16 protein-coding genes are annotated in these 17,782 nt (G+C 71.9%); 5 read left to right on the plus strand and 11 right to left on the minus strand.

Features of this window, described 5'->3' with window-relative positions:
- Positions 1 to 153 precede the first annotated feature (153 nt).
- From QSK10_RS04065 to QSK10_RS04085, 5 genes are all read right to left on the minus strand, one after another.
- Positions 154 to 1,359: a right-handed parallel beta-helix repeat-containing protein gene (locus tag QSK10_RS04065; RefSeq protein ID WP_285661213.1), complete on the minus strand. Its 1,206-nt coding sequence runs from the start codon at positions 1,357 to 1,359 to the stop codon at positions 154 to 156.
- A gap of 67 nt (positions 1,360 to 1,426) precedes the next feature.
- On the minus strand, positions 1,427 to 1,879 hold the full coding sequence (locus QSK10_RS04070) for a GNAT family N-acetyltransferase (protein WP_285661214.1): 453 nt from the start codon (positions 1,877 to 1,879) through the stop codon (positions 1,427 to 1,429).
- Between the two features lie 10 nt (positions 1,880 to 1,889).
- Positions 1,890 to 3,338, minus strand: coding sequence for an MFS transporter (locus QSK10_RS04075; RefSeq protein WP_285661215.1), 1,449 nt, complete (start codon positions 3,336 to 3,338; stop codon positions 1,890 to 1,892).
- 12 nt (positions 3,339 to 3,350) lie between these two features.
- A complete protein-coding gene (locus QSK10_RS04080; RefSeq protein ID WP_285661216.1) occupies positions 3,351 to 4,319 on the minus strand; it encodes a GNAT family N-acetyltransferase in 969 nt (322 codons plus the stop codon).
- A gap of 72 nt (positions 4,320 to 4,391) precedes the next feature.
- A complete protein-coding gene (locus QSK10_RS04085; protein ID WP_285661217.1) occupies positions 4,392 to 5,528 on the minus strand; it encodes an ROK family transcriptional regulator in 1,137 nt (378 codons plus the stop codon).
- A gap of 151 nt (positions 5,529 to 5,679) precedes the next feature.
- On the opposite strand from QSK10_RS04085, the gene QSK10_RS04090 reads away from it, so the two are divergent.
- The gene (locus tag QSK10_RS04090) at positions 5,680 to 6,852 is read left to right on the plus strand and encodes an MFS transporter (protein WP_285661218.1); all 1,173 of its coding nucleotides are present in this window, start codon (positions 5,680 to 5,682) and stop codon (positions 6,850 to 6,852) included.
- A gap of 41 nt (positions 6,853 to 6,893) precedes the next feature.
- Complete coding sequence (locus QSK10_RS04095; protein ID WP_285661219.1) at positions 6,894 to 8,075, plus strand: MFS transporter; 1,182 nt, start codon at positions 6,894 to 6,896, stop codon at positions 8,073 to 8,075.
- Positions 8,076 to 8,113: 38 nt separating this feature from the next.
- Here the strand turns inward: QSK10_RS04095 and QSK10_RS04100 are convergent, their stop codons facing one another.
- Both QSK10_RS04100 and QSK10_RS04105 read right to left on the minus strand, forming a co-directional pair.
- The gene (locus QSK10_RS04100) at positions 8,114 to 8,731 is read right to left on the minus strand and encodes a LysR substrate-binding domain-containing protein (RefSeq protein ID WP_285661220.1); all 618 of its coding nucleotides are present in this window, start codon (positions 8,729 to 8,731) and stop codon (positions 8,114 to 8,116) included.
- Positions 8,728 to 9,492, minus strand: coding sequence for a TerC family protein (locus QSK10_RS04105; RefSeq protein ID WP_285661221.1), 765 nt, complete (start codon positions 9,490 to 9,492; stop codon positions 8,728 to 8,730). Before QSK10_RS04105 ends, QSK10_RS04100 begins: the two co-directional genes overlap by 4 nt.
- A 193-nt stretch (positions 9,493 to 9,685) precedes the next feature.
- Between QSK10_RS04105 and QSK10_RS04110 the strand changes: the two genes are divergently transcribed.
- The 3 genes from QSK10_RS04110 to egtA all read left to right on the plus strand — a co-directional run bounded on the left by QSK10_RS04110 (position 9,686) and on the right by egtA (position 12,580).
- A complete protein-coding gene (locus tag QSK10_RS04110; protein ID WP_285661222.1) occupies positions 9,686 to 10,228 on the plus strand; it encodes a DoxX family membrane protein in 543 nt (180 codons plus the stop codon).
- Between the two features lie 514 nt (positions 10,229 to 10,742).
- On the plus strand, positions 10,743 to 11,249 hold the full coding sequence (locus QSK10_RS04115) for a DoxX family membrane protein (RefSeq protein ID WP_432705314.1): 507 nt from the start codon (positions 10,743 to 10,745) through the stop codon (positions 11,247 to 11,249).
- 134 nt (positions 11,250 to 11,383) lie between these two features.
- Entirely contained in the window at positions 11,384 to 12,580 is a 1,197-nt protein-coding gene (gene egtA / locus QSK10_RS04120; RefSeq protein WP_285661223.1) for an ergothioneine biosynthesis glutamate--cysteine ligase EgtA, read from the plus strand.
- On the opposite strand, the gene QSK10_RS04125 is transcribed toward egtA, so the two are convergent.
- The 4 genes from QSK10_RS04125 to QSK10_RS04140 all read right to left on the minus strand — a co-directional run bounded on the left by QSK10_RS04125 (position 12,567) and on the right by QSK10_RS04140 (position 17,695).
- Positions 12,567 to 13,073, minus strand: coding sequence for a winged helix-turn-helix domain-containing protein (locus QSK10_RS04125; RefSeq protein ID WP_285661224.1), 507 nt, complete (start codon positions 13,071 to 13,073; stop codon positions 12,567 to 12,569). The two genes, egtA and QSK10_RS04125, sit on opposite strands and share 14 nt — an antisense overlap.
- 236 nt (positions 13,074 to 13,309) lie before the next feature.
- Positions 13,310 to 13,942, minus strand: a complete 633-nt coding sequence (locus QSK10_RS04130) for a DedA family protein (RefSeq protein WP_285661225.1) — start codon at positions 13,940 to 13,942, stop codon at positions 13,310 to 13,312.
- A 192-nt stretch (positions 13,943 to 14,134) separates the two neighbouring features.
- On the minus strand, positions 14,135 to 16,123 hold the full coding sequence (locus QSK10_RS04135) for an N-acetylmuramoyl-L-alanine amidase (RefSeq protein ID WP_285661226.1): 1,989 nt from the start codon (positions 16,121 to 16,123) through the stop codon (positions 14,135 to 14,137).
- A 90-nt stretch (positions 16,124 to 16,213) separates the two neighbouring features.
- Positions 16,214 to 17,695 carry an MDR family MFS transporter gene (locus QSK10_RS04140; protein ID WP_285661227.1) on the minus strand — a complete coding sequence of 494 codons (1,482 nt, stop codon included), beginning with the start codon at positions 17,693 to 17,695 and terminating at the stop codon, positions 16,214 to 16,216.
- Positions 17,696 to 17,782: the final 87 nt, after the last annotated feature.

The following is a 17,782-nucleotide window of genomic DNA, read 5'->3' on the forward strand; positions in this document are numbered from 1 at the left end:
TCCCTGGGGCGAAAGAGATGCCGATCACACGAATGGTGTGCTGCGACACTATTGCCGTTAAGGGAATGGCGGCCATCGGCCGAATGTCCCGGCGTGCGGGCCGGTCGCCGCCGCGACCGGCCCGAACAGGCGGAGCCTCGTCAGGGGCGGGACTCAGATGCCGCTGGTCACCACGACGCCGGTGTCCTTGCTCAGCGCGGTGTCGCAGCCGGTCACCAGGTTCCCGGTGGAGACCACGGTCAGGTCCGCGCCGCCCCGGTAGGCCAGGCCGGTCTCGGTCCCGACGGTCCCGGCGGTGCCCACGATGGCGTTGCCGGTGACCGTCGCGTAGCCCTTGCCGTAGTTGACACCGTCGAGGCCGATGGCGAAGTAGGTCCCGGCCTTCATCGGGTGCCCGCCGCCGCGGAACTGGTTGATCTTGTTGCCCGCGATGGTGGACGGGACGTCGCCCTGGAGGTCGCAGCGGATGCCGAAGCGCTCGGCGCCGCCGTTGCCGCCGAAGTCCTCGATGTAGTTGTCGTGGACGCCGGTGTTGTAGCAGCGGCGCAGGTCGATGGCGTTCTCGCCGACGCCGTAGACGTGGTTGTTGCGGATCTGCCAGCCGGCGGCGTTGTCGGAGCCGATGCCGTGCCGGGCCGAACCGGCGATCCAGTTGCGCTCCACGATCCAGTCGGTGGCACCGTTGCCGGGGTCCTCCACGGAGATCCCGTCGCGCCCGCTCTCCTCCACATAGGAGTCGGCGATGATGGAGTTGACCATGGTGTGCGGCTCGTCCACGCCCGATCCGTTGGCCAGCACGGTCCCGTCGGAGGTCACCGTGGTGACCCGGATGCCGTCGCCGCCCGCGCGGTACACGGCCACGTCGTAGACCCGGCTGTCCCAGGCGCGCACGACGAGCCCGATCGTGGCGGCTCCGGCGTTGCCCGCCGCGTTGGCGTCGATGGTCAGCGAGCGGACGGTGACGTTGGCGTTGGTGCCGCTCTTCCCGGCCTCACCGGTCAGCGCCCAGGAGTCGGTGGCGACCAGGGCGGCCAGTTTCGCCCCGTCGGCCTGCTTGAGGACCGCGCCGTCGCGCCCGTCGCCGCGGTAGGTGACGCCGTCCTTGAGCCACAGCGTCTTGCGCGTCACGCAGGTGCCCTTGACGACGACCTCGTCGCCGCGCTTGGCCTTGCCGAACTCGGCGGCGAGGTAGTCGGTGTGGTCGGGCGAGGTGGACGGGCACTCCACCTCGTAGGTGGCCGCCGCGGCCGGGCGGGCGTCGCCCAGCAGCAGCGCGCCCACCAGCATGCCGAAGGTCGTGGCCACCCCGATGAGCCACAGGGCGGTGCGGTCGCCGACCGCGATTCTGGTCTCCGTCACGGTTTCCTCCCTTTGGCCCGTTCGGACCCGATGGGAGGCTACCGAAGATCGTCCTAAAAGGACGCCCCTAGAGTTCTTTCTTGAAGCCGATGTGCGTTCCCTTGTATCCCAGCCGCTCATAGAAGCGGTGGGCGTCGGTGCGGGCGTTGTTGGAGGTGAGCTGGATGAGCGCGCAGCCCAGTTCCCGCGCCTTCTCCTCCGACCAGGTCATCAGGTACGAGCCGAGCCCGGTGCCGCGCTGGTCGGCGCGCACCCGCACGCCCTCGACCTGCGCGCGGGTGGCGGCCTTGAGGGACAGGCCGTGGATCACGGTGAGCTGGAGGGTGCCGATCACCTCGCCGTCCTGCTCGGCGACCACGATGTGCTGGTGCGGGTCGGCGTCGGCGACCGCGAAGGCCGCCAGGTAGGGGGCGAGGTCGGCGGCGTCCTCGCGGGTGGCGCCCAGGACGTCGTCGGCGAGCATCGCCACGATCGCGGGGACGTCTGCGGTGGTGGCGCGGCGGACGGTGAGGTTATCCATGATCGAGAACCTACCCGCGGCTGCCGGCCTGGAGCGGCGGGGCGCTCACCGAGCAGTGCATCCGGTTGTCGGGCGCGGCCGGGCGGGCCGGGTCGCGCACGGTCAGCCACGCGACCAGCGCGCCCAGGCCGAGCAGGACCGCGCAGATGATCGTGGCGATGTGGAAGCCGCGCTCGAAGAGGACCGGGTCCTCGTAGGCCGAGCCGGTGATCCCGGCGACCAGCGGCAGCGCGGCCACCGCGATGAGGCTGGCGGCGCGGGCGACGGCGTTGTTCACGCCGCTGGCCACACCGGCGTGGCCCTCACCGGCGGCGGCCAGGACGCTCGCGGTGAGCGGCGCGACGGTGATCGTCATGCCCGCGCCCAGGACGAGCACGGCGGGCAGCACGTCGGTCCAGTAGGAGGCACCGGGCCCGATGCGCAGGAACAGCAGGACGCCCAGCCCGGCCAGCGCCGGGCCGACGGTGAGCGGCCTGCGCGGCCCGATCCGGGCGCCCAGGGCACCGGCCCTGGCCGAGAAGAGCAGCATCAGGACGGTGAAGGGCAACAGCGAGATGCCCGCCTGGAGCGCGTTGAACCCGGCCACCAGTTGCAGGTACATGACCAGGAAGAACAGCACGCCGCCGAGGGCGGCGTAGACGAAGAAGGTGGCGGCGTTGATGCCGCTGAACTGGCGCGAGCGGAACAGCCGCAGCGGCAGGACGGGGTTGGCGCTGCGGCGCTCGACCACCACGAACGCGATCCCGGCCCCGACGCCGATGACCGCGGCGGCGATCGCCGGTCCCAGCGGCTTGGTCTGCACCAGCGCGTAGGTGATCCCGCCGAGCGCGACGGCGCCCAGGACGCTGCCCAGGACGTCGAAGCGCCCCTCCCGGTCGCCCTCGGCGCGGCTCTCGGGCACCCACACCAGCGTCGCCACCACGGCCAGGGCGACCACGGGCACGTTGATGTAGAAGACCCACCGCCAGTCGAAGGAGTCGACCATCCACCCGCCCAGGAACGGCCCGGCCGCCGAGGCGACCCCGCCGAGCCCGGACCAGGCGCCGATCGCCGCGGCCCGGTCGCCCTCCCGGATCGAGGACTGGATCATCGCCAGCGACCCCGGCGTCAGCAGCCCGGCGCCGATGCCCTGCACGATGCGCGCGGCCACCAGCAGCCCGGCGCTGGGGGCGAGCCCGCACAGCATGGAGGCCACACCGAACCACACGACCCCGATGAGGAAGATCTTGCGCCGCCCGAAGCGGTCCCCGAGCGCGCCGCCCAGCAGCACCAGGGCCGCCAGGGTGAGGGTGTAGCCGTTGACTATCCACTGGAGCCCGTTCATGTCGGCGCCGAACTCGGCGCCGATGTGCGGCAGCGCGACGTTGACCACGGTCCCGTCGAGCATCGCCACCGCCGACCCGAGCACGGAGGCGAAGACGACCCCGCGCCCCTGGGCGGACTTCAGTGGAAGATCCATGTGCCCATTAAGTCACACGGATGGGACATGCGCCTTCATCACGTCGATCATGTACTTGGGCCGCATGCCGACCTTTTCGTAGATGTCGTAGGCCCGCGCGGGATCGCCGGTGTCGACGGCCAGGCCGACCCACGTGCGGCCCTTCGAGGCGAACAGCGCGAAGGCGGTGCCGAGCAGCAGCTGCGCCAGCCCGCGTCCCCGGTAGGAGGGGTGGACGACGAGGTTGCGGATCCAGCCGCCGTTCTCGGCGATCCCCACGTTCGAGGTCTGCAGGACGGCGGCGGGCTCGCCGTCGACGTAGGCCACGCGCCACTCGTCCAGCGGCACCGAGGACGCGGCGGTGATGTTGGCCCACCACGTCTCGAAGTCGGCCGCCGCGTACTGCCGCTGGCCGCCGAGCCCGCGGTCCATGATGCGGTGGTGGACCCGGGCGGCCTCCTCGCGGTCGGGCAGCTCGGTGAAGACCTTGACCTCGATGCCCGCGGGCGGCTCGGGCGCGGTCTCGTCGCCGGACAGGTCGAGGTGCATGCGCCCGTAGAAGCGCTCGACGGCGAATCCGGCGGCCTGGAAGGCGTCCCTGAGGGCGGTGTCGCCGTGCACGGCCGAGGCCCGCACGTCCACGCCCCCGGCGCCGGAGGCGGTGGCGAGCTCGGCGGCGCGCGCGACCAGGGCGTCCAGCAGCGGGCCGGCGGTCGCGTCGTGCCCGGGCCGGACGGTGACGAGGATGCGTGCGCGTTCACCGCCGAAGGTGTCGTCGACGTAGCCCCAGGCGACGATGTCCCCGTCGTGCTCGACGACCCATTCGTCGGTGGCGGGGTCGTGGCGTTCCATCACGTCGAGGACGTCGTCGATGGTGATGTCGGGTTCGCCGATCGCGGCGGTCTCGTGCGCCTCGGCCACCGCCAGGACGGCCTCGGCGTCGGCCACGGTGGGACGCCGGAACGAATAGCCCGCCGGGAGCGGGGTCTGAGCGGGAGGCATCAGGTCATTCTCGTCGGCGGGCGGGGCCTTGTCCACTCTGGAGGTACGTGTTGGACATCGTGCTGTAACAGGTTAGGGACGTCCGCCGCCGAAGACCTTCTGGTGGGCGACCTCCAGGGCGGTGCGGACCGCACCGGCCAGGATCGGGTTGTCCGAGAGCTCGGTGGCCACGACCCGGGTGGTCACCGGCGTCATCGCGTTCAGGCGCGTCTCGACGCGTTCGGCGAGCGCGGTGCCGCCGTGGCGTCCGGTCTCCCCGGCGAGGACGACGAGGCCGGGGTCGATCACGCAGACGGCGGCGGCGGCGCTGAGGGCGACGCCGTCGGCGAGTTCGCCGAGGAAGGCCTCGCCGCCGGAGGCGAGGGCGGCGTCGAGGATCTCGCCGGGCCGGTCGCCGGGTACGCCGTGGCGGGCGGCGAGGTCGCGGACGGCGGCGGCGCAGATCAGGTCGGGGACGCCGCATTCGCCCGGCCGGGCGGTGGCGTCGGTGACCAGGCGGAGTTTGCCGAGTTCCCCGGCGCCGCCGGAGGCGCCCCGGCGCAGGCGGCCGTCGAGGACGACGCCGCCGCCGATGCCGCGGTCGATCCACATGAGCACGAAGTCGGTGTGGCCGCGGGCGGCGCCGGTGTGGAGTTCGGCGATGGCGGCGAGGTTGACCTCGTTCTCGATGACGACGGGGACGCCGATGAGGTCGGTGAGCTCGGGCAGCGGGATGACGGGCAGGCCGGGGTACTCCAGGTCGCCGGTGGCGGGGTCGATGAGGCCGGGGGCGCCGATGACGAGGTTGTGCAGGTCGCCGAGGCTGAGCCCGGCGCGGCGGGCGGCGTCCATGGTGGTCTGCCGGATGGTGCGGGGCAGCGGGGTGCCCTCGGAGATGACGCGGCGGGCGGTGGCGACGTGGCGTCCGGTGAGGTCGGCGACCACGGCGGTGACGGCGTCGTAGCGGACGTCGACGCCGGCGACGTGGGCGTGGTCGGCGACGAGGGCGTAGAGGCGGGCGTTGGGGCCGCGGCGGTCGGCGCCCTCCTCCCCGGCCTCGCGGACGAGCCCGGCCTGGCCGAGGCGTTCGAGGAGGTCGGAGACGGTGGGGCGGGACAGGCCGGTGAGTTCCCGCAGGCGTGGCGCCGAGAGTGGCCCGTGCGCGAGGAGCAGGTCGAGGGCGACCCGGTCGTTGATCGCCCGGGCCAGGCTGGGGGTCGCGGTCTTCACGGCCGTCCTCTCGACTGGGAACTCGACTTCAAGAGACTAGACGAGACTCTAGTCATTAGGGAACCTACCTGATAGTTTGAGCCCGCGTCGCGGCCCCGCCCAGGAGACGGGACCGTGCCGCTCCCTCATGCCCACCCCAGGGAGGCCCCTCATGGCAGAGCGGATGACCAGGCGCGACCGGGTCACGATCACCATGGTATTCGCCGTGCACGGCATGGTCGGCGCCAGCTTCGTCACCCGGATCCCGTGGATCTCGCAGCATCTGGACCTCTCCCCCGGCCAGCTCGGCGTCGCGCTGCTGTGCCCGGCGGCGGGCGCGTTCCTGCTCATGCCGACCGCCGCCCGCGTCGTCCACCGCCTCGGCTACCGCGCGGCCACCCGGCTGCTGATCGTGCTGCTCGGCGCGTCCCTGGCGCTCCCGGCGCTCATGCCGAACCTGGCCACCCTGTGCGTCGCGCTGTTCCTCTACGGCGCCGCCGCCGGGACCTCCGACGTGGCCATGAACGCGCTCGCGGTGGTCATCGAGCGCGGACTGGGCCGCCCGATCATGTCCGGCCTGCACGGCTGGTGGAGCGTGGGCAGCCTGGCCGCGGCCGGGCTGGGCGCGGGCGTCACCTACGCGGGGATGGACGCGCGCGTCCACCTCCCGGCGATGGCGGCGCTGCTGGCGGTCGCGGGCTGGTGGGTGTGCTCGCTGCTGCCCTCGCCCTCGGCGTCCACCGGGGATGTCAAGCCGCCCAAGTTCACCCTGCCCGGCAAGGCGATCATCGGGGTGGGCCTGGTCGGGTTCTGCGGCTCGCTCATCGAGGGCGCCACCCACGACTGGTCCACGGTGTTCCTGTCGGACGTGGTGGGCACCAACGACGGGACGGCCGCGGTGGGCTTCGGCGTCTTCGCCGGTACGATGGCGCTGGCCCGCATCACCGGAGATGCGGTGGTGCGCAGGTTCGGCGGCGTGCGGACCGTCCGGGTCGGCGGCGCGGTCACCGCGGGCGGCGCGCTCCTGGTGGCGGCCACCAGGCATCCCGTGCCGGTCATCGCCGGTTTCGTGCTCATCGCCCTCGGCATCGCCGTGACGATCCCGCTGGCGATCAGCGCGGCCAGCCGCACCAGTGCCGTCCCCAGTCAGGGCATCTCCAGTCTCGTGACGATCATGTACACGTCCGGACTGGTGTCCCCCAGTGTCATGGGCGCGGTGGCGGACCTGACCTCGCTGCCGTGGAGCTTCGTGATGCTCGGTGTCATCGCGCTGGTGATGCTGTCGCTGGCCGGGTCGGTAGGAAGGCACGACGCGAAGCGGGACGCGGAGGTGGCGGTGTCCTGAAACACCTTTCTTTCAGGGACCCTGCCTGATAATTTACCGCCATGCCCCCTGCGCCCCCAGGGCCCTCCCGGACCCGCCTGTCCATCTCCCTCGGCTTCCTCGTCCACGGTGTCGTCGCCGGCACCTTCGCCTCCCGGGTGAACTGGGCCGAGCAGCACCTCGGCGTCACCGCCGGCGCCTTCTCCGTCGCCTTCACGTGCCAGGCGATCGGCTCGCTGCTGGCGATGTCGATGGCCACCCGCCTCGTCCACCGCTTCGGCGTGCGCGGCGCGCTGCGGCTGTCCCTGCCCCTGTGGTGCGCGGCCCTGCCGCTGCCCATGCTGATGCCGAACCTCGCGCTGTTCTCGGCCACGATGCTGGCCGTCGGCGTCGTCCTCGGCGTGTCCATCGTGTCCACCAACGCCATGGGCGTGGTGGTCGAGAGGCACCTCGGCCGCTCGGTCATGACCGGCCTCCACGGCCTGTGGAGCGTGGGCACCCTGACCGGGGCGGGCATCGGCACCCTCGCCACCTGGGCCGGGCTCGACGCGCGCATCCACATGACCGCCGTCGCCCTGGTCATCGTGCCGCTCGCGTGGATCTCCGGCCGCGACCTGCCCGCCGGTAGAGAGGACGCCACCCCGGACTCCCCCAGGCGCTTCGCCATGCCGCCGCGCTCGGTGGTCGCCATCGGCCTGGTCGGGCTGTGCTCGGCCTTCGTGGAGGGCGCCTCGATGAACTGGTCGGCGATCTACCTCGGCGACGTCACCCAGGCCTCGGACGCGGTGGCCACCGCCGGATACGCCTGCTACGTCGGCGCGATGTCGCTGTCGCGCATGCTCGGCGACCTCCTCGTCACCCGCGTCGGCCCCGGCGGGACGGTCCGCATCGGCGCGAGCCTGGCCGGGACCGGCGGAGTCCTCGTCGTCCTGGCGCCCTCACCGGCGGTGGCGATCGGTGGCTTCGTGCTCATCGGCTTCGGCTCGGCGCTGACCGTGCCGCTCGCCGCGGCCGCCGGTGGCCGCGTCGGCCCCTCCCCCGCGCGCGGCGTCGCCGGGGTCATGACCTTCACGTCCCTGGCCGGGCTGATCGGGCCGAGCGTCATCGGCCGGGTCGGCGACCTGGGCACCCTGCGCGCGTCCTTCGCGGTGGTGACCGTGGTGACGGTCGCCGTCGCGGTCTTCGCCACCGTGCTCGACCGCGGCCGCGCCCCCACGGCCGCGGAATTCACCACGGCCGCCTAGTCGTCCGCTTGTGAGGCGGCGGTCCATCGGGCGGCGGGTCACCCGCCCGACGGCGCCCGGCCCGCGGAGGCCTTCCGCGGGCCGGGAACGGCTCCCCGCAGTGCCAGCACCGACGAGCGCAGCACGTGCCCGGCCGCCGAATCGGCCACCGGCACCACCAGCCCCAGCGGGACCCGCGCGCCCACCGGCGAGGGCACCGCCTCCTCCCACGCGCCCCACAGGGCCGTACTGCCCGGCACCACCGCCGGGGTCCCCGAGCGCCGCGCCATCGCCAGCGCCGTCTGCGCCGTCACCGCCCGCCGCACCTCGGCCCCCGCGCGCTCCAGGCGCGCGGCGAGCGCCCCGGCGTCCACGTGGGCGTAGAGGACGACCCGCCGCCCCGACAGCCCCCGGCGGCCCGGCCCGACCGGGTCGATGCCGCGCGGGACGACCAGGACCAGCCGGTCGTGGCCGAGCCGCAGCGCGCGCGTGCCGTCCGGGACCTCGCCGAGCGGGACGACCGCGCCGTCCAGCTCACCGGCGGCCACCGCGCGCAGCAGCCCGTCCGGCTCGCCCAGGCTCGGCCGCACCTCGGCGCGCATGTACGTCGCGCCCTCCAGGGCGGCGAAGACCGGCGGGGCCAGGCTGGGCGTGGTCCCGGCGCGGACCTCGATCACGCCTCGTCCTCGCTGTAGCGCTGCCGCAGCCGCACCGGCTCCCGCTCCTTGCGGGCCGCCCGCCGCGCCCGCAGCGTGCTCGCCCTGATGTTCAGCAGCTCCACCGCCAGCGAGAAGCCCATCGCCACGTAGATGTAGCCCTTCGAGACGTGCACCTCGAAGCCGTCGGCGATCAGCGTGACACCGATCAGCAGCAGGAAGGACAGGGCCAGCATCTTCACGCTGGGATGCCGGTTGACGAACCGGCCCAGCGGCCCGGCGGCCACCAGCATGACCCCGACCGAGACCACGACCGCCGCGACCATCACCCACAGCTCGTCGACCATGCCGACGGCGGTGATGACCGAGTCGAGGGAGAAGACGATGTCCAGCAGCACGATCTGGGTCAGGACCCCGGCGAAGCTCGCCGCGCCCTTGGCCGGGTTGTCGTGGCCCTCGGCGTTCTCCAGGCTGTCGTGGATCTCGTAGGTGCCCTTGGCCAGCAGGAAGAAGCCGCCGAGGATGAGGATCAGGTCCCGCCCGGAGATGCCCTGCCCGAACAGCCCGAACAGCGGCTCGGTCAGCTTGACCACCCAGGACAGGGCCAGCAGCAGGAGCAGCCGCATGATCATCGCCAGGCCGAGGCCGATGCGGCGAGCGCGGTCCTGCTGGGCCGGTGGCAGCTTCCCCGACAGGATCGAGATGAGCACGATGTTGTCGATGCCCAGGACCAGTTCCAGCAGGACCAGGCTGACGAATCCGGCGATCACGTCGGCGCTCATGCCGGGAGCCTAATCGGATCAATCGGTCAGCGAATACCGAAACGGCACGACTCATACCCGCATTCACCCGGGTGTCAAGACGTCCATGGACCCTCGGCAGTCACTGTCCGATTGATCCCACCGACGTCTTTACAGTTGAATGCTCAATCGTCATACTGACCTCCCAAACCCCCACTAATGTGAGAGGTGCACCATGACCGGCATCGCGGCGCACAACGCGACAGATCATTTAGGCGACGACACGGCGGCACGTTCCACGGCGACCGGCCGGGCACTGGCCGTCCTGCGGATCGCGATCGGCTGGATCTTCCTGTGGGCCTTCCTGGACAAGCTCTTCGGCTTCGGCGAACCGACACCGGCGGGCAAGGGATGGATCGACGGGGCCAGCCCCACCGCCGGATACCTGAAGAGCGTCGACGGTCCCCTCGGCGGCCTCTTCCACAACCTCAGCGGCCAGGCGTGGGCCGACTGGCTCTTCGTGGGCGGGCTCGCCGGGCTCGGCATCGCCCTCGTCCTGGGCATCGGACTACGGGTCGCGGCCATCGGCGGGTTCTTCCTGCTGGTGCTGCTGTGGGCGTCCTCGCTGCCCCTCATGGCCAACCCCTTCCTCGACCAGCACCTGGTCTACTGGCTGGCCATCGTCGCGCTCGCCTTCGCCAACGCGGGCGACACCTGGGGACTCGGCCGCGCATGGGCCCGCACAGGCCTCGTGCGCAAGGTGCCGATCCTGCGGTAGGCGGCGACGCGCAGGCGGGGCCCGGCCGGTGGCCGGGCCCCGTGTCATTCGCCTCATACACACCATTTGATCGAAGCGCGCCGATTCGCACCGATCACTCCTAGACTTGACATCGTCCCAGGTAGTGGACGTGAGAGGCGGGTGCGTCATGAGCACGACCGGTCACGAGTCCTGGAAGGATCAGGCCGAGCAGGCCGCCGCGGGCGCGGCCCCGGACCCCGATCAGCTCAACCCGCCCGCCGCCCCGTCGGGCGCCGACGAGGGCACCTCCGCGGGCATCTCGGCCTTCAACCAGGCCACCGAGCAGGCGCGTTCGGCCGCCGGTGAGGCCAGCGAGGCCGCCGCCGAGGCCCACGCGGCCGCGAGCGAGGCGACCACGGCCGCCGAGGACGCGCGCACCGCCGCCACCTCGCGCGTCGAGGAGGCCGTACCGGCCGCGACGCCCGTCCCCGTACCGGCCACCGCCACCGTGTCGGCGCCCGTGGACACCGGCGAGACGGTGCCGCTGAAGTCGATGAAGGTCGGCATGGCCGTCACCAACTCCGGCGGCAAGTTCTTCTTCGGCCTGGCGCGGCTGCTGCTCGGCTGGGTGTTCCTCTGGGCCTTCCTGGACAAGCTCTTCGGGCTCGGCAAGGCCACCCCCTCCGACCGGTCCTGGATCAACGGCGGCAGCCCGACCGACGGCTACCTCAGCAACGTCGGCGGCCCCTTCAAGAGCTTCTTCAACTCCATGGCCGGACAGGGCTGGGCCGACTGGCTGTTCATGATCGGCCTGGCCGGCATCGGCGCCGCGCTCATCCTCGGCATCGGCATGTGGATCGCCGCGATCGGCGGCACCGTGCTCCTGGTGTTCATGTGGATGGCCTCGCTGCCGCTGTCCAGCAACCCCTTCCTCGACGAGCACCTCATCTACGCCGTGGTCCTGCTGGGCCTGGCGTTCGTGCGGGGCGGGGACTACCTCGGACTCGGCAAACCCTGGGCCCGCACGGGCCTGGTGCGGACTCTGCCGTTCCTGCGCTGACGCCGCCATCCCACGCGGGGCCGGTCCACACGATTGGACCGGCCCCGCTTTTTCCTATCGGGTAACTAGGGTATTGCCGTGCGTGAGCTGTGCCTCTATGGTCGTTGAAAAGCGTCCACATCGGAGGTGCCGCCGTGACCGCCCTGAGCGCTCGAACCGCACTCACCGTCGGGGAGGCCGCGGAACACATCGCCGCGGGCGCCTTCCGCACCGGAACACCCGGACGCGTCGGGGTCGAACTGGAGTGGCTGGTGCGTCCCGGGCGCGACCGCCTCGACCGCGCCGACCCCGCCCGCCTGGCCGCGCAGGTCACCGCCACCGGCGCGCCCCGGCACGGCTCCCTCACCTTCGAGCCGGGCGGCGCCTTAGAACTCAGCTCGCTGCCGGCCTCCGGGCTCGCCGAATGCGTCCGGCGCACCTCCGCCGATCTCGCGCGCGTGCGGGCGGCCCTGGACCCGCTGGGGCTGTCGCTGGTCGGCCTCGGGCTCGACCCGGACCGGCGTCCCCGCCGCGTCCGCCGCTCGCCCCGCTACTCGGCGATGGAGGCCTACTTCGACCGCGACGGCCGCGCCGGGCGGTGGATGATGGCCAACACCGCCTCGGTGCAGATCTGCCTGGACGCCGGGCACGAGGAGCCCGGCCCCCTCGGTCACGCCGAACGCTGGGAGCTGGCGCGGCTGGCCGGTCCGGTGCTGACCGCCGCCTTCGCCAACTCGCCGCTGCGGCTGGGCGCGCCCAGCGGCTGGAAGTCCACCCGGATGCGCGTGTGGTCGCGCGTCGACCCCCGGCGCACCGCGCCGATCGGCACGGGCGAACCGCGCGCGGCCTGGGCGCGCTACGCCCTCGACGCGCACGTCATGATGATCCGCCGCGACGACGGGCCCTGGGACGTCCCGCGCGGCCTGCGCCTGCGCGACTGGCTGGCCTCGGGCGGGGCGAGCCTCGACGACCTGGAGTACCACCTGTCGACGCTGTTCCCGCCGGTGCGCCCGCGCGGCTACCTGGAGCTGCGGATGGTCGACGCGCAGTCCGGCGACGACTGGATCGTGCCCCTGGCGCTGGCCACCGCCCTGTTCGACGACCCCGAGGCCGGGGCCAAGGCCCGCGCTGCCCTGCGCTCGCTGCCCGTGGTGGACGTGTGGGAGCGCGCGGCCCGGCACGGGCTGGACGACCCGTCCCTGGCGCGCGCCGCCCGGGCGTGCTTCGACGCGGCGATCCCGGCGCTGGCGCGGCTGGGGGCGGGTGCCCTGGCCGATCCGGTCGGGGAGTTCGCCGAGCGGTACGCGCGGCGGGGCCGGTGCCCCGCCGACGACGTCCTCAGCCTCGCGTGACGCTGACCCGGCCCTGGCCGTCGAAGCGGTAGCCGACGCCCCTGATCGTGGTGACCAGCGGGAAGCGGTCCCCGGCCTTCATGCGCAGGCGGCGGATGTGCACGTCGATGGTCCGGCGCCCGACGTGGGCGTCCCCCCACACCGAGTGGAGCAGCTGCGCCCGGCTGAAGACCTGGCCGGGGTGATCGGCGAAGAAGAGCAGCAGGTCGAACTCCAGGCGGCTCAGCGACAGTTCCCGCGTGCCCTGCCGCACCACCCGCGAGTCGGGGTAGATGTGGATCTCGGCGCCGGTGTCGATGCGTGGCGCCGGTTCGATCTCGTAGGGCTCGGCGGCCCGGACGGTGACGGTGACCGCGCCGAGGTGCGCGATCTGGTCGCGGACGGCGTCCAGGGTCTGGACGAGGTCCTCGTTCAGGCTCGCCCCGGCGGCGGCGAGCTCGATGGTGACGGTCAGTCCGTTGAGTGCGGGTGGGCGTTCCAGCTGGATGGTCATGGTCACTCCAGGGTCGGGGTCGGGTCGGTGGCGGCTAGCTACGGCGGCCCGGACAGCCCCGGGGGTGGAACGCCCCTCGGCGAGTCGCTCCACTGTGGATGATGGCCCTGGTCATGTGCCCACCATATCCTATCGGTTAAGTAGGAAACAAGGACGTGAGAGAGGCGGACGGCCCCTGGCGCGCCCGCCTCTCAGGTTTCAGCCGGGTTTCGGCCGGTTTCGGCCCACCGGGCCGGCTAGTCGGCCTCAGCGGCGACCGGCATCGGCGCGGCCTCCACCGGCGCGTCCTTCTTCTTCGCGCGCTTCATCACCAAACGCACGACCTCGATGATGATCGTGATCGAGATGGCGATGCCGAACCCGAGCAGCAGCCCCTTCACCGGGTCGCCCTCCACGGCCTCACCGGCGAAGTAGCCGATGCACGCGCTGTAGACGCCCCACGACAGGGCCGCGATCGCGTCGAAGGACGAGAACCGGCGCAGCGGGTAGCCCACCGTCCCCGTGATGAGCGTGGTCGCCGTCCGCCCACCCGGGATGTACCGCGAGATCACCAGCACCATGCCGCCGCGCTCGGCGAGCGCCTTCTCGGCCCAGTCGAACAGCTTGCCCTTCTTGCTGCCCGACTTGAGTTTGCGCCGGATCGCGCCGCCCGCCGTCCGCCCGATCAGATACGAGATGTGGTCGCCCGCGAAGGCACCGGCCGCACCCGCCAGGATCACCAGCACCAGGATCGGCTTCCCGTTCGCGCTGGCGAACACACCGGCGGTGATGACGACGGTCTCGGCGGGCACCACCGGGAAGAAGCCGTCGAGCAGCGCGATCGTGAAGATGCCGAGGTAGACCCATGGAGTGGCCATGATGCCGTCCATGAAGTGGATGATCTGATCTTTCATCTGCGGCCAATCGGTCGGTGGGCGTTCCACACACGGTAAGCGGTGTGGGCAAGGGCGGCATGGGCCCGGAGGAGGAAGTGTCCCCTAGGTGAGAGGGCGGTGGCGACTCAGGGACGGGCCGCAAAAAGGGGCCGCCCCCGAAGGAGCGGCCCCACTCTCATCCAGCCGTTACCACTTCCAGAACGACGGCAGCACGTCCACGTCCGCGGCGTTGACGTACATGATCCGGTGCCCGAACTGGATCTCGTAGTAGCGCATCTGGCCGTTGACCACGACGTTCGGCCCGGCCATCGTCTTGGCCCAGAAGTAGTTCGTCTCGGGCGACAGGTCGCCGATGGTGTAGCGCTGCCCGGCCGCGAAGGTGTACGGCAGCGGCGTGATCGTCTGGTAGGCGATGCCGGTGCCGGCGTAGGCGGCCTCTTCCGGGTAGGCGCGGCCGTAGACGGGGACGGTCGCCTTGCCCTTCTTGGGCGTCACGATGAGGCCGAGGGTCTGCTTGGCCACGGGGTTGTCGGCGGGGTTGTACAGCCAGCCCTTCTGGCCGAGGTACCAGATCGCCAGCCAGTCGCCCTGGCGGTCGGCGACCGAGTACTGCTGCCCGGTCGCCACGCGGGAGCCGTGGTCGGACACGTGGCGGGTGGAGCGGTCGCCGTTGGGGCGCAGGCCGATGTCGTACAGCAGTGGCGCGTCGAAGCTCGGGCCGCTGTACAGGAACACCGTGCTGCTGGCCCGGTCCGGGCAGGGGTCGGCGGGCTTCTTGCTGTCGCAGCCGACCATGGCGGGGCGGTTGCGCTGGAAGTCGGGGTCGATCACGACCTGGCCGGAGCCCTGCCAGCCGATGCCCCAGAAGGGCGCGCCGAGCAGGTCGAAGTAGTGGGACCAGTCCCAGTAGGGGCCCGGGTCCCAGTGCATGCCGCGGATCGTCGACGGGATCGTGCCGGGCACGTTGTCGTGGCCGATGATGTGGGCGCGGTCCAGCGGGATGTTGAAGCGGTGCGCGAGGTAGCGGACGAGGCGGGCCGAGGTCCGGTAGAGGGTCTCGGTGTACCAGGCGCCGTTGGCCGCGAAGCCCTCGTGCTCGATGCCGATCGAGTGCGAGTTGACGTACCAGTTACCGGCGTGCCAGGCGACGTCCTCGGGCTTGACGTGCTGGGCGGTGTGGCCGTCGGTGCTGCGCATCGTGTACTGCCAGGACACGTAGGTGGGGTCCTGGACCATGTCCACCGCCGAGGAGTAGTAGCCCTCGATGTCGTGGATGACGATGTAGTCGATGCTCATGTCGGTCGGGCGGTTGGCCTGATCGTGGTTGCCGTAGTCGCCGGGCTTGGGCCCGTACTGCTCGTAGGGCGCCGGGATCCACTCGCAGCCGAGGTTCGCCGGGCAGTCGGTGGCCTCGGGGGCGTGCGAGGAGCGCAGGCCCAGCTCGGACAGCTGCGGCTCGGCGGCCTCCAGGTCGGGCTGCGCGGCCAGCGACACCGGGCCGGCGTCGGTGTCCTCAGCGGCGCCGGTGCGGATGAGCTCGAAGACGTCCTGCGCGAAGCGGCCGGCGGTACCGGCGTCGGTGGCGCCGGAGTAGCGGGCGACCGCGCCGAACCAGTCGGCGGGGCTGGACGAGGTCACGCCCAGGTCCCGCTGGTGGGCGGCGAGCAGGGCGGCCCCGCCGCGGATGTTCTGGGCGGCGTCGGCGCGCAGGGACGCCTCGTCGGCGCCGGTCAGCGCGGCGGCCGCGTCGAGGGTCTGCAAGGCCGGGTCGGCGGCGGCGGGGGCGAGTTCGGGGGTGGTGATGAGCGGGCGCGACTCGTCGCCGCGCGCGTCCTCGTCACCGTCGTGGTGGGTGCCCGACGCGTTGGCCTCGGCGGCGTCGGTGAGGTGCATCGGCCCGTATCCGGCGCCGGTGCTGGGCTGCCCGGCGTGGTCGGCCCAGCGCGACTCCATGTAGGACACGCCGAGGAGGATGCTCTCGGGGACGCCGAACTCGGCGGCGGCCCGGCTGTACTGCTGCTGGCGCTCGCTTCCGGCGGCCTGGGCGGGGGCGGCGGAGAGGGCGGCGAGCCCGGTGGCGATGAGGGCGGAGGCGGCCAGACCTGCGGCGATCCGGCGGCGCGGTGGTGCGTGTCGGGCCATGGTGTCCTCGGTTAAAAGCGGTGAACGGGTCATGGAGCGCACTTTAGCTACCTCACCGCCCGCAGGGAAGTAGGAAAACTTCAAGGGACCGCCCCCGTGGAACGGTCCCTTGTGGAGTGGTGACTAGCGCGGCGCGCCGCGCAGCTTGAGCTTCCCGCCCGGCGCCGCGAGCAGCGCCACCAGCATGATCAGCGCGCCGATGCCGCCGACCCACGCCAGCAGCGAGCCGGTCGCCCCCGAGGCCGCCTCGGCGATGCCCTTCACCGGCGCGTCGGCCCGGACGTCCTGGATGTACAGGGTGCCGGCGACGGCCAGCGCCACCGAGCCGCCGACCTGGCGGAAGAAGGAGAGCTTGCCGGTGGCCAGCCCGATGTGCTCGGGCGCGACGGTGCCCTGGATGGCGATGGTCAGCCCCGACAGCATCGGCCCGATGCCCAGCCCGAGCAGGCCCATCCAGATCGCCGTGGTCCACGTCGGCGTCGTGAAGGACAGCTGCGAGAACAGCACGCACCCGGCCAGCAGAAGCAGCGCCGATCCGGCCAGCAGCGCCTTGAACCGGCGTGTGCGGGCGATGACCACGCTGGCGACCATGCTGCCGACCACGATCCCGATCATCGTCGGGTAGACCCGCAGGCCGGAGTCGGTGGCCGAGACCCGGTGGGCGTCCTGGAAGAAGCGCGGCAGGAACACCATCGCCGTCATCATCCCGAAGGCGCCGAAGAAGGAGGCCAGGTTGAACGTGGTGTAGGCGCGGTTCTTGAACAGCCCCAGCGGAATCAGCGGCTCGGCGACCTTCGTCTCGATGAGCACGAACAGGGCCAGCAGGACCACCGACGCCCCGAGCGGCCCGGCCACCTGCCAGTCGGTCCACTCGCGCAGCTCACCGGTGCCGCCCTCGGAGGCCGACTTCTGCGTCAGCCCGATCAGCAGCGCCGAGATGGCCAGCGCGAACACCGCGATGCCGGCGTAGTCGATGCGGACCTTCACCGAGCGGTCCCGGGTCGTCTTCGGCAGCTTCCACAGCATGACCGCCAGGATCAGCACACCGGCGGGCAGGTTGATCAGGAAGATCCAGTGCCAGGAGACATTGTCGGTGAGGACGCCGCCCAGGTAGGGGCCGCCGACCATGCTGGTGCCCATCAGGACGCCCATGATCCCCTGCATCCGGCCCATCTTCTCCGGCGGGATCAGGTCGGAGGCCAGGGCCAGCGACAGCGGGATCAGCGCGCCGGCGCCGAGCCCCTGGAGGGCACGGAAGGCGATCAGCCAGCCCATGTCGGGCGACCACGCGCAGAGCAGGGAACCCAGCAGGAACAACCCGAGCCCGGTGATCAGCAGGTTCTTGCGCCCGAACACGTCCGACAGCCGCCCGTAGATCGGCACGGTGATGGTCGAGGACAGCAGGTAGGCGGTCACGGTCCAGGTGTAGAGGGATCCGCCGCCGAGTTCACCGACGATGCGGGGCAGCGCGGTGCCGACGATGGTGCTGTCCAGCAGGGCCAGGAACATGCCACCGAAGACGGCGACGAGGAGCAGGCCCATGCCCTTGACGGCGGGCCGCGCGAGGGCGGTGGGGACGGGGGGTGGGGCCGTCTGAGTCGACACGGATCCTCCAGGGACCTGTTCAAGCACACGGAAAGTTTGACCTGTCGAGATTTACATATGAAGTTCGACCTGTCAACTCCAACATGT

This window comes from Actinorhabdospora filicis (assembly GCF_030269765.1).
Taxonomy (GTDB): domain Bacteria; phylum Actinomycetota; class Actinomycetes; order Mycobacteriales; family Micromonosporaceae; genus Actinorhabdospora; species Actinorhabdospora filicis.

Bases quoted from the DNA above. Each gene is read 5' to 3' on its own strand.
- QSK10_RS04090 (WP_285661218.1), top strand. From the start codon at position 5,680: ATGGCAGAGCGGATGACCAGGCGCGACCGGGTCACGATCACCATGGTA.
- QSK10_RS04125 (WP_285661224.1), bottom strand. From the start codon at position 13,073: ATGACCATCCAGCTGGAACGCCCACCCGCACTCAACGGACTGACCGTC.
- QSK10_RS04080 (WP_285661216.1), bottom strand. From the start codon at position 4,319: ATGCCTCCCGCTCAGACCCCGCTCCCGGCGGGCTATTCGTTCCGGCGT.
- QSK10_RS04135 (WP_285661226.1), bottom strand. From the start codon at position 16,123: ATGACCCGTTCACCGCTTTTAACCGAGGACACCATGGCCCGACACGCA.
- QSK10_RS04105 (WP_285661221.1), bottom strand. From the start codon at position 9,492: ATGAGCGCCGACGTGATCGCCGGATTCGTCAGCCTGGTCCTGCTGGAA.
- QSK10_RS04130 (WP_285661225.1), bottom strand. From the start codon at position 13,942: ATGGACGGCATCATGGCCACTCCATGGGTCTACCTCGGCATCTTCACG.
- QSK10_RS04070 (WP_285661214.1), bottom strand. From the start codon at position 1,879: ATGGATAACCTCACCGTCCGCCGCGCCACCACCGCAGACGTCCCCGCG.
- QSK10_RS04075 (WP_285661215.1), bottom strand. From the start codon at position 3,338: ATGGATCTTCCACTGAAGTCCGCCCAGGGGCGCGGGGTCGTCTTCGCC.
- QSK10_RS04115 (WP_432705314.1), top strand. From the start codon at position 10,743: ATGAAGGTCGGCATGGCCGTCACCAACTCCGGCGGCAAGTTCTTCTTC.
- QSK10_RS04095 (WP_285661219.1), top strand. From the start codon at position 6,894: ATGCCCCCTGCGCCCCCAGGGCCCTCCCGGACCCGCCTGTCCATCTCC.
- QSK10_RS04110 (WP_285661222.1), top strand. From the start codon at position 9,686: ATGACCGGCATCGCGGCGCACAACGCGACAGATCATTTAGGCGACGAC.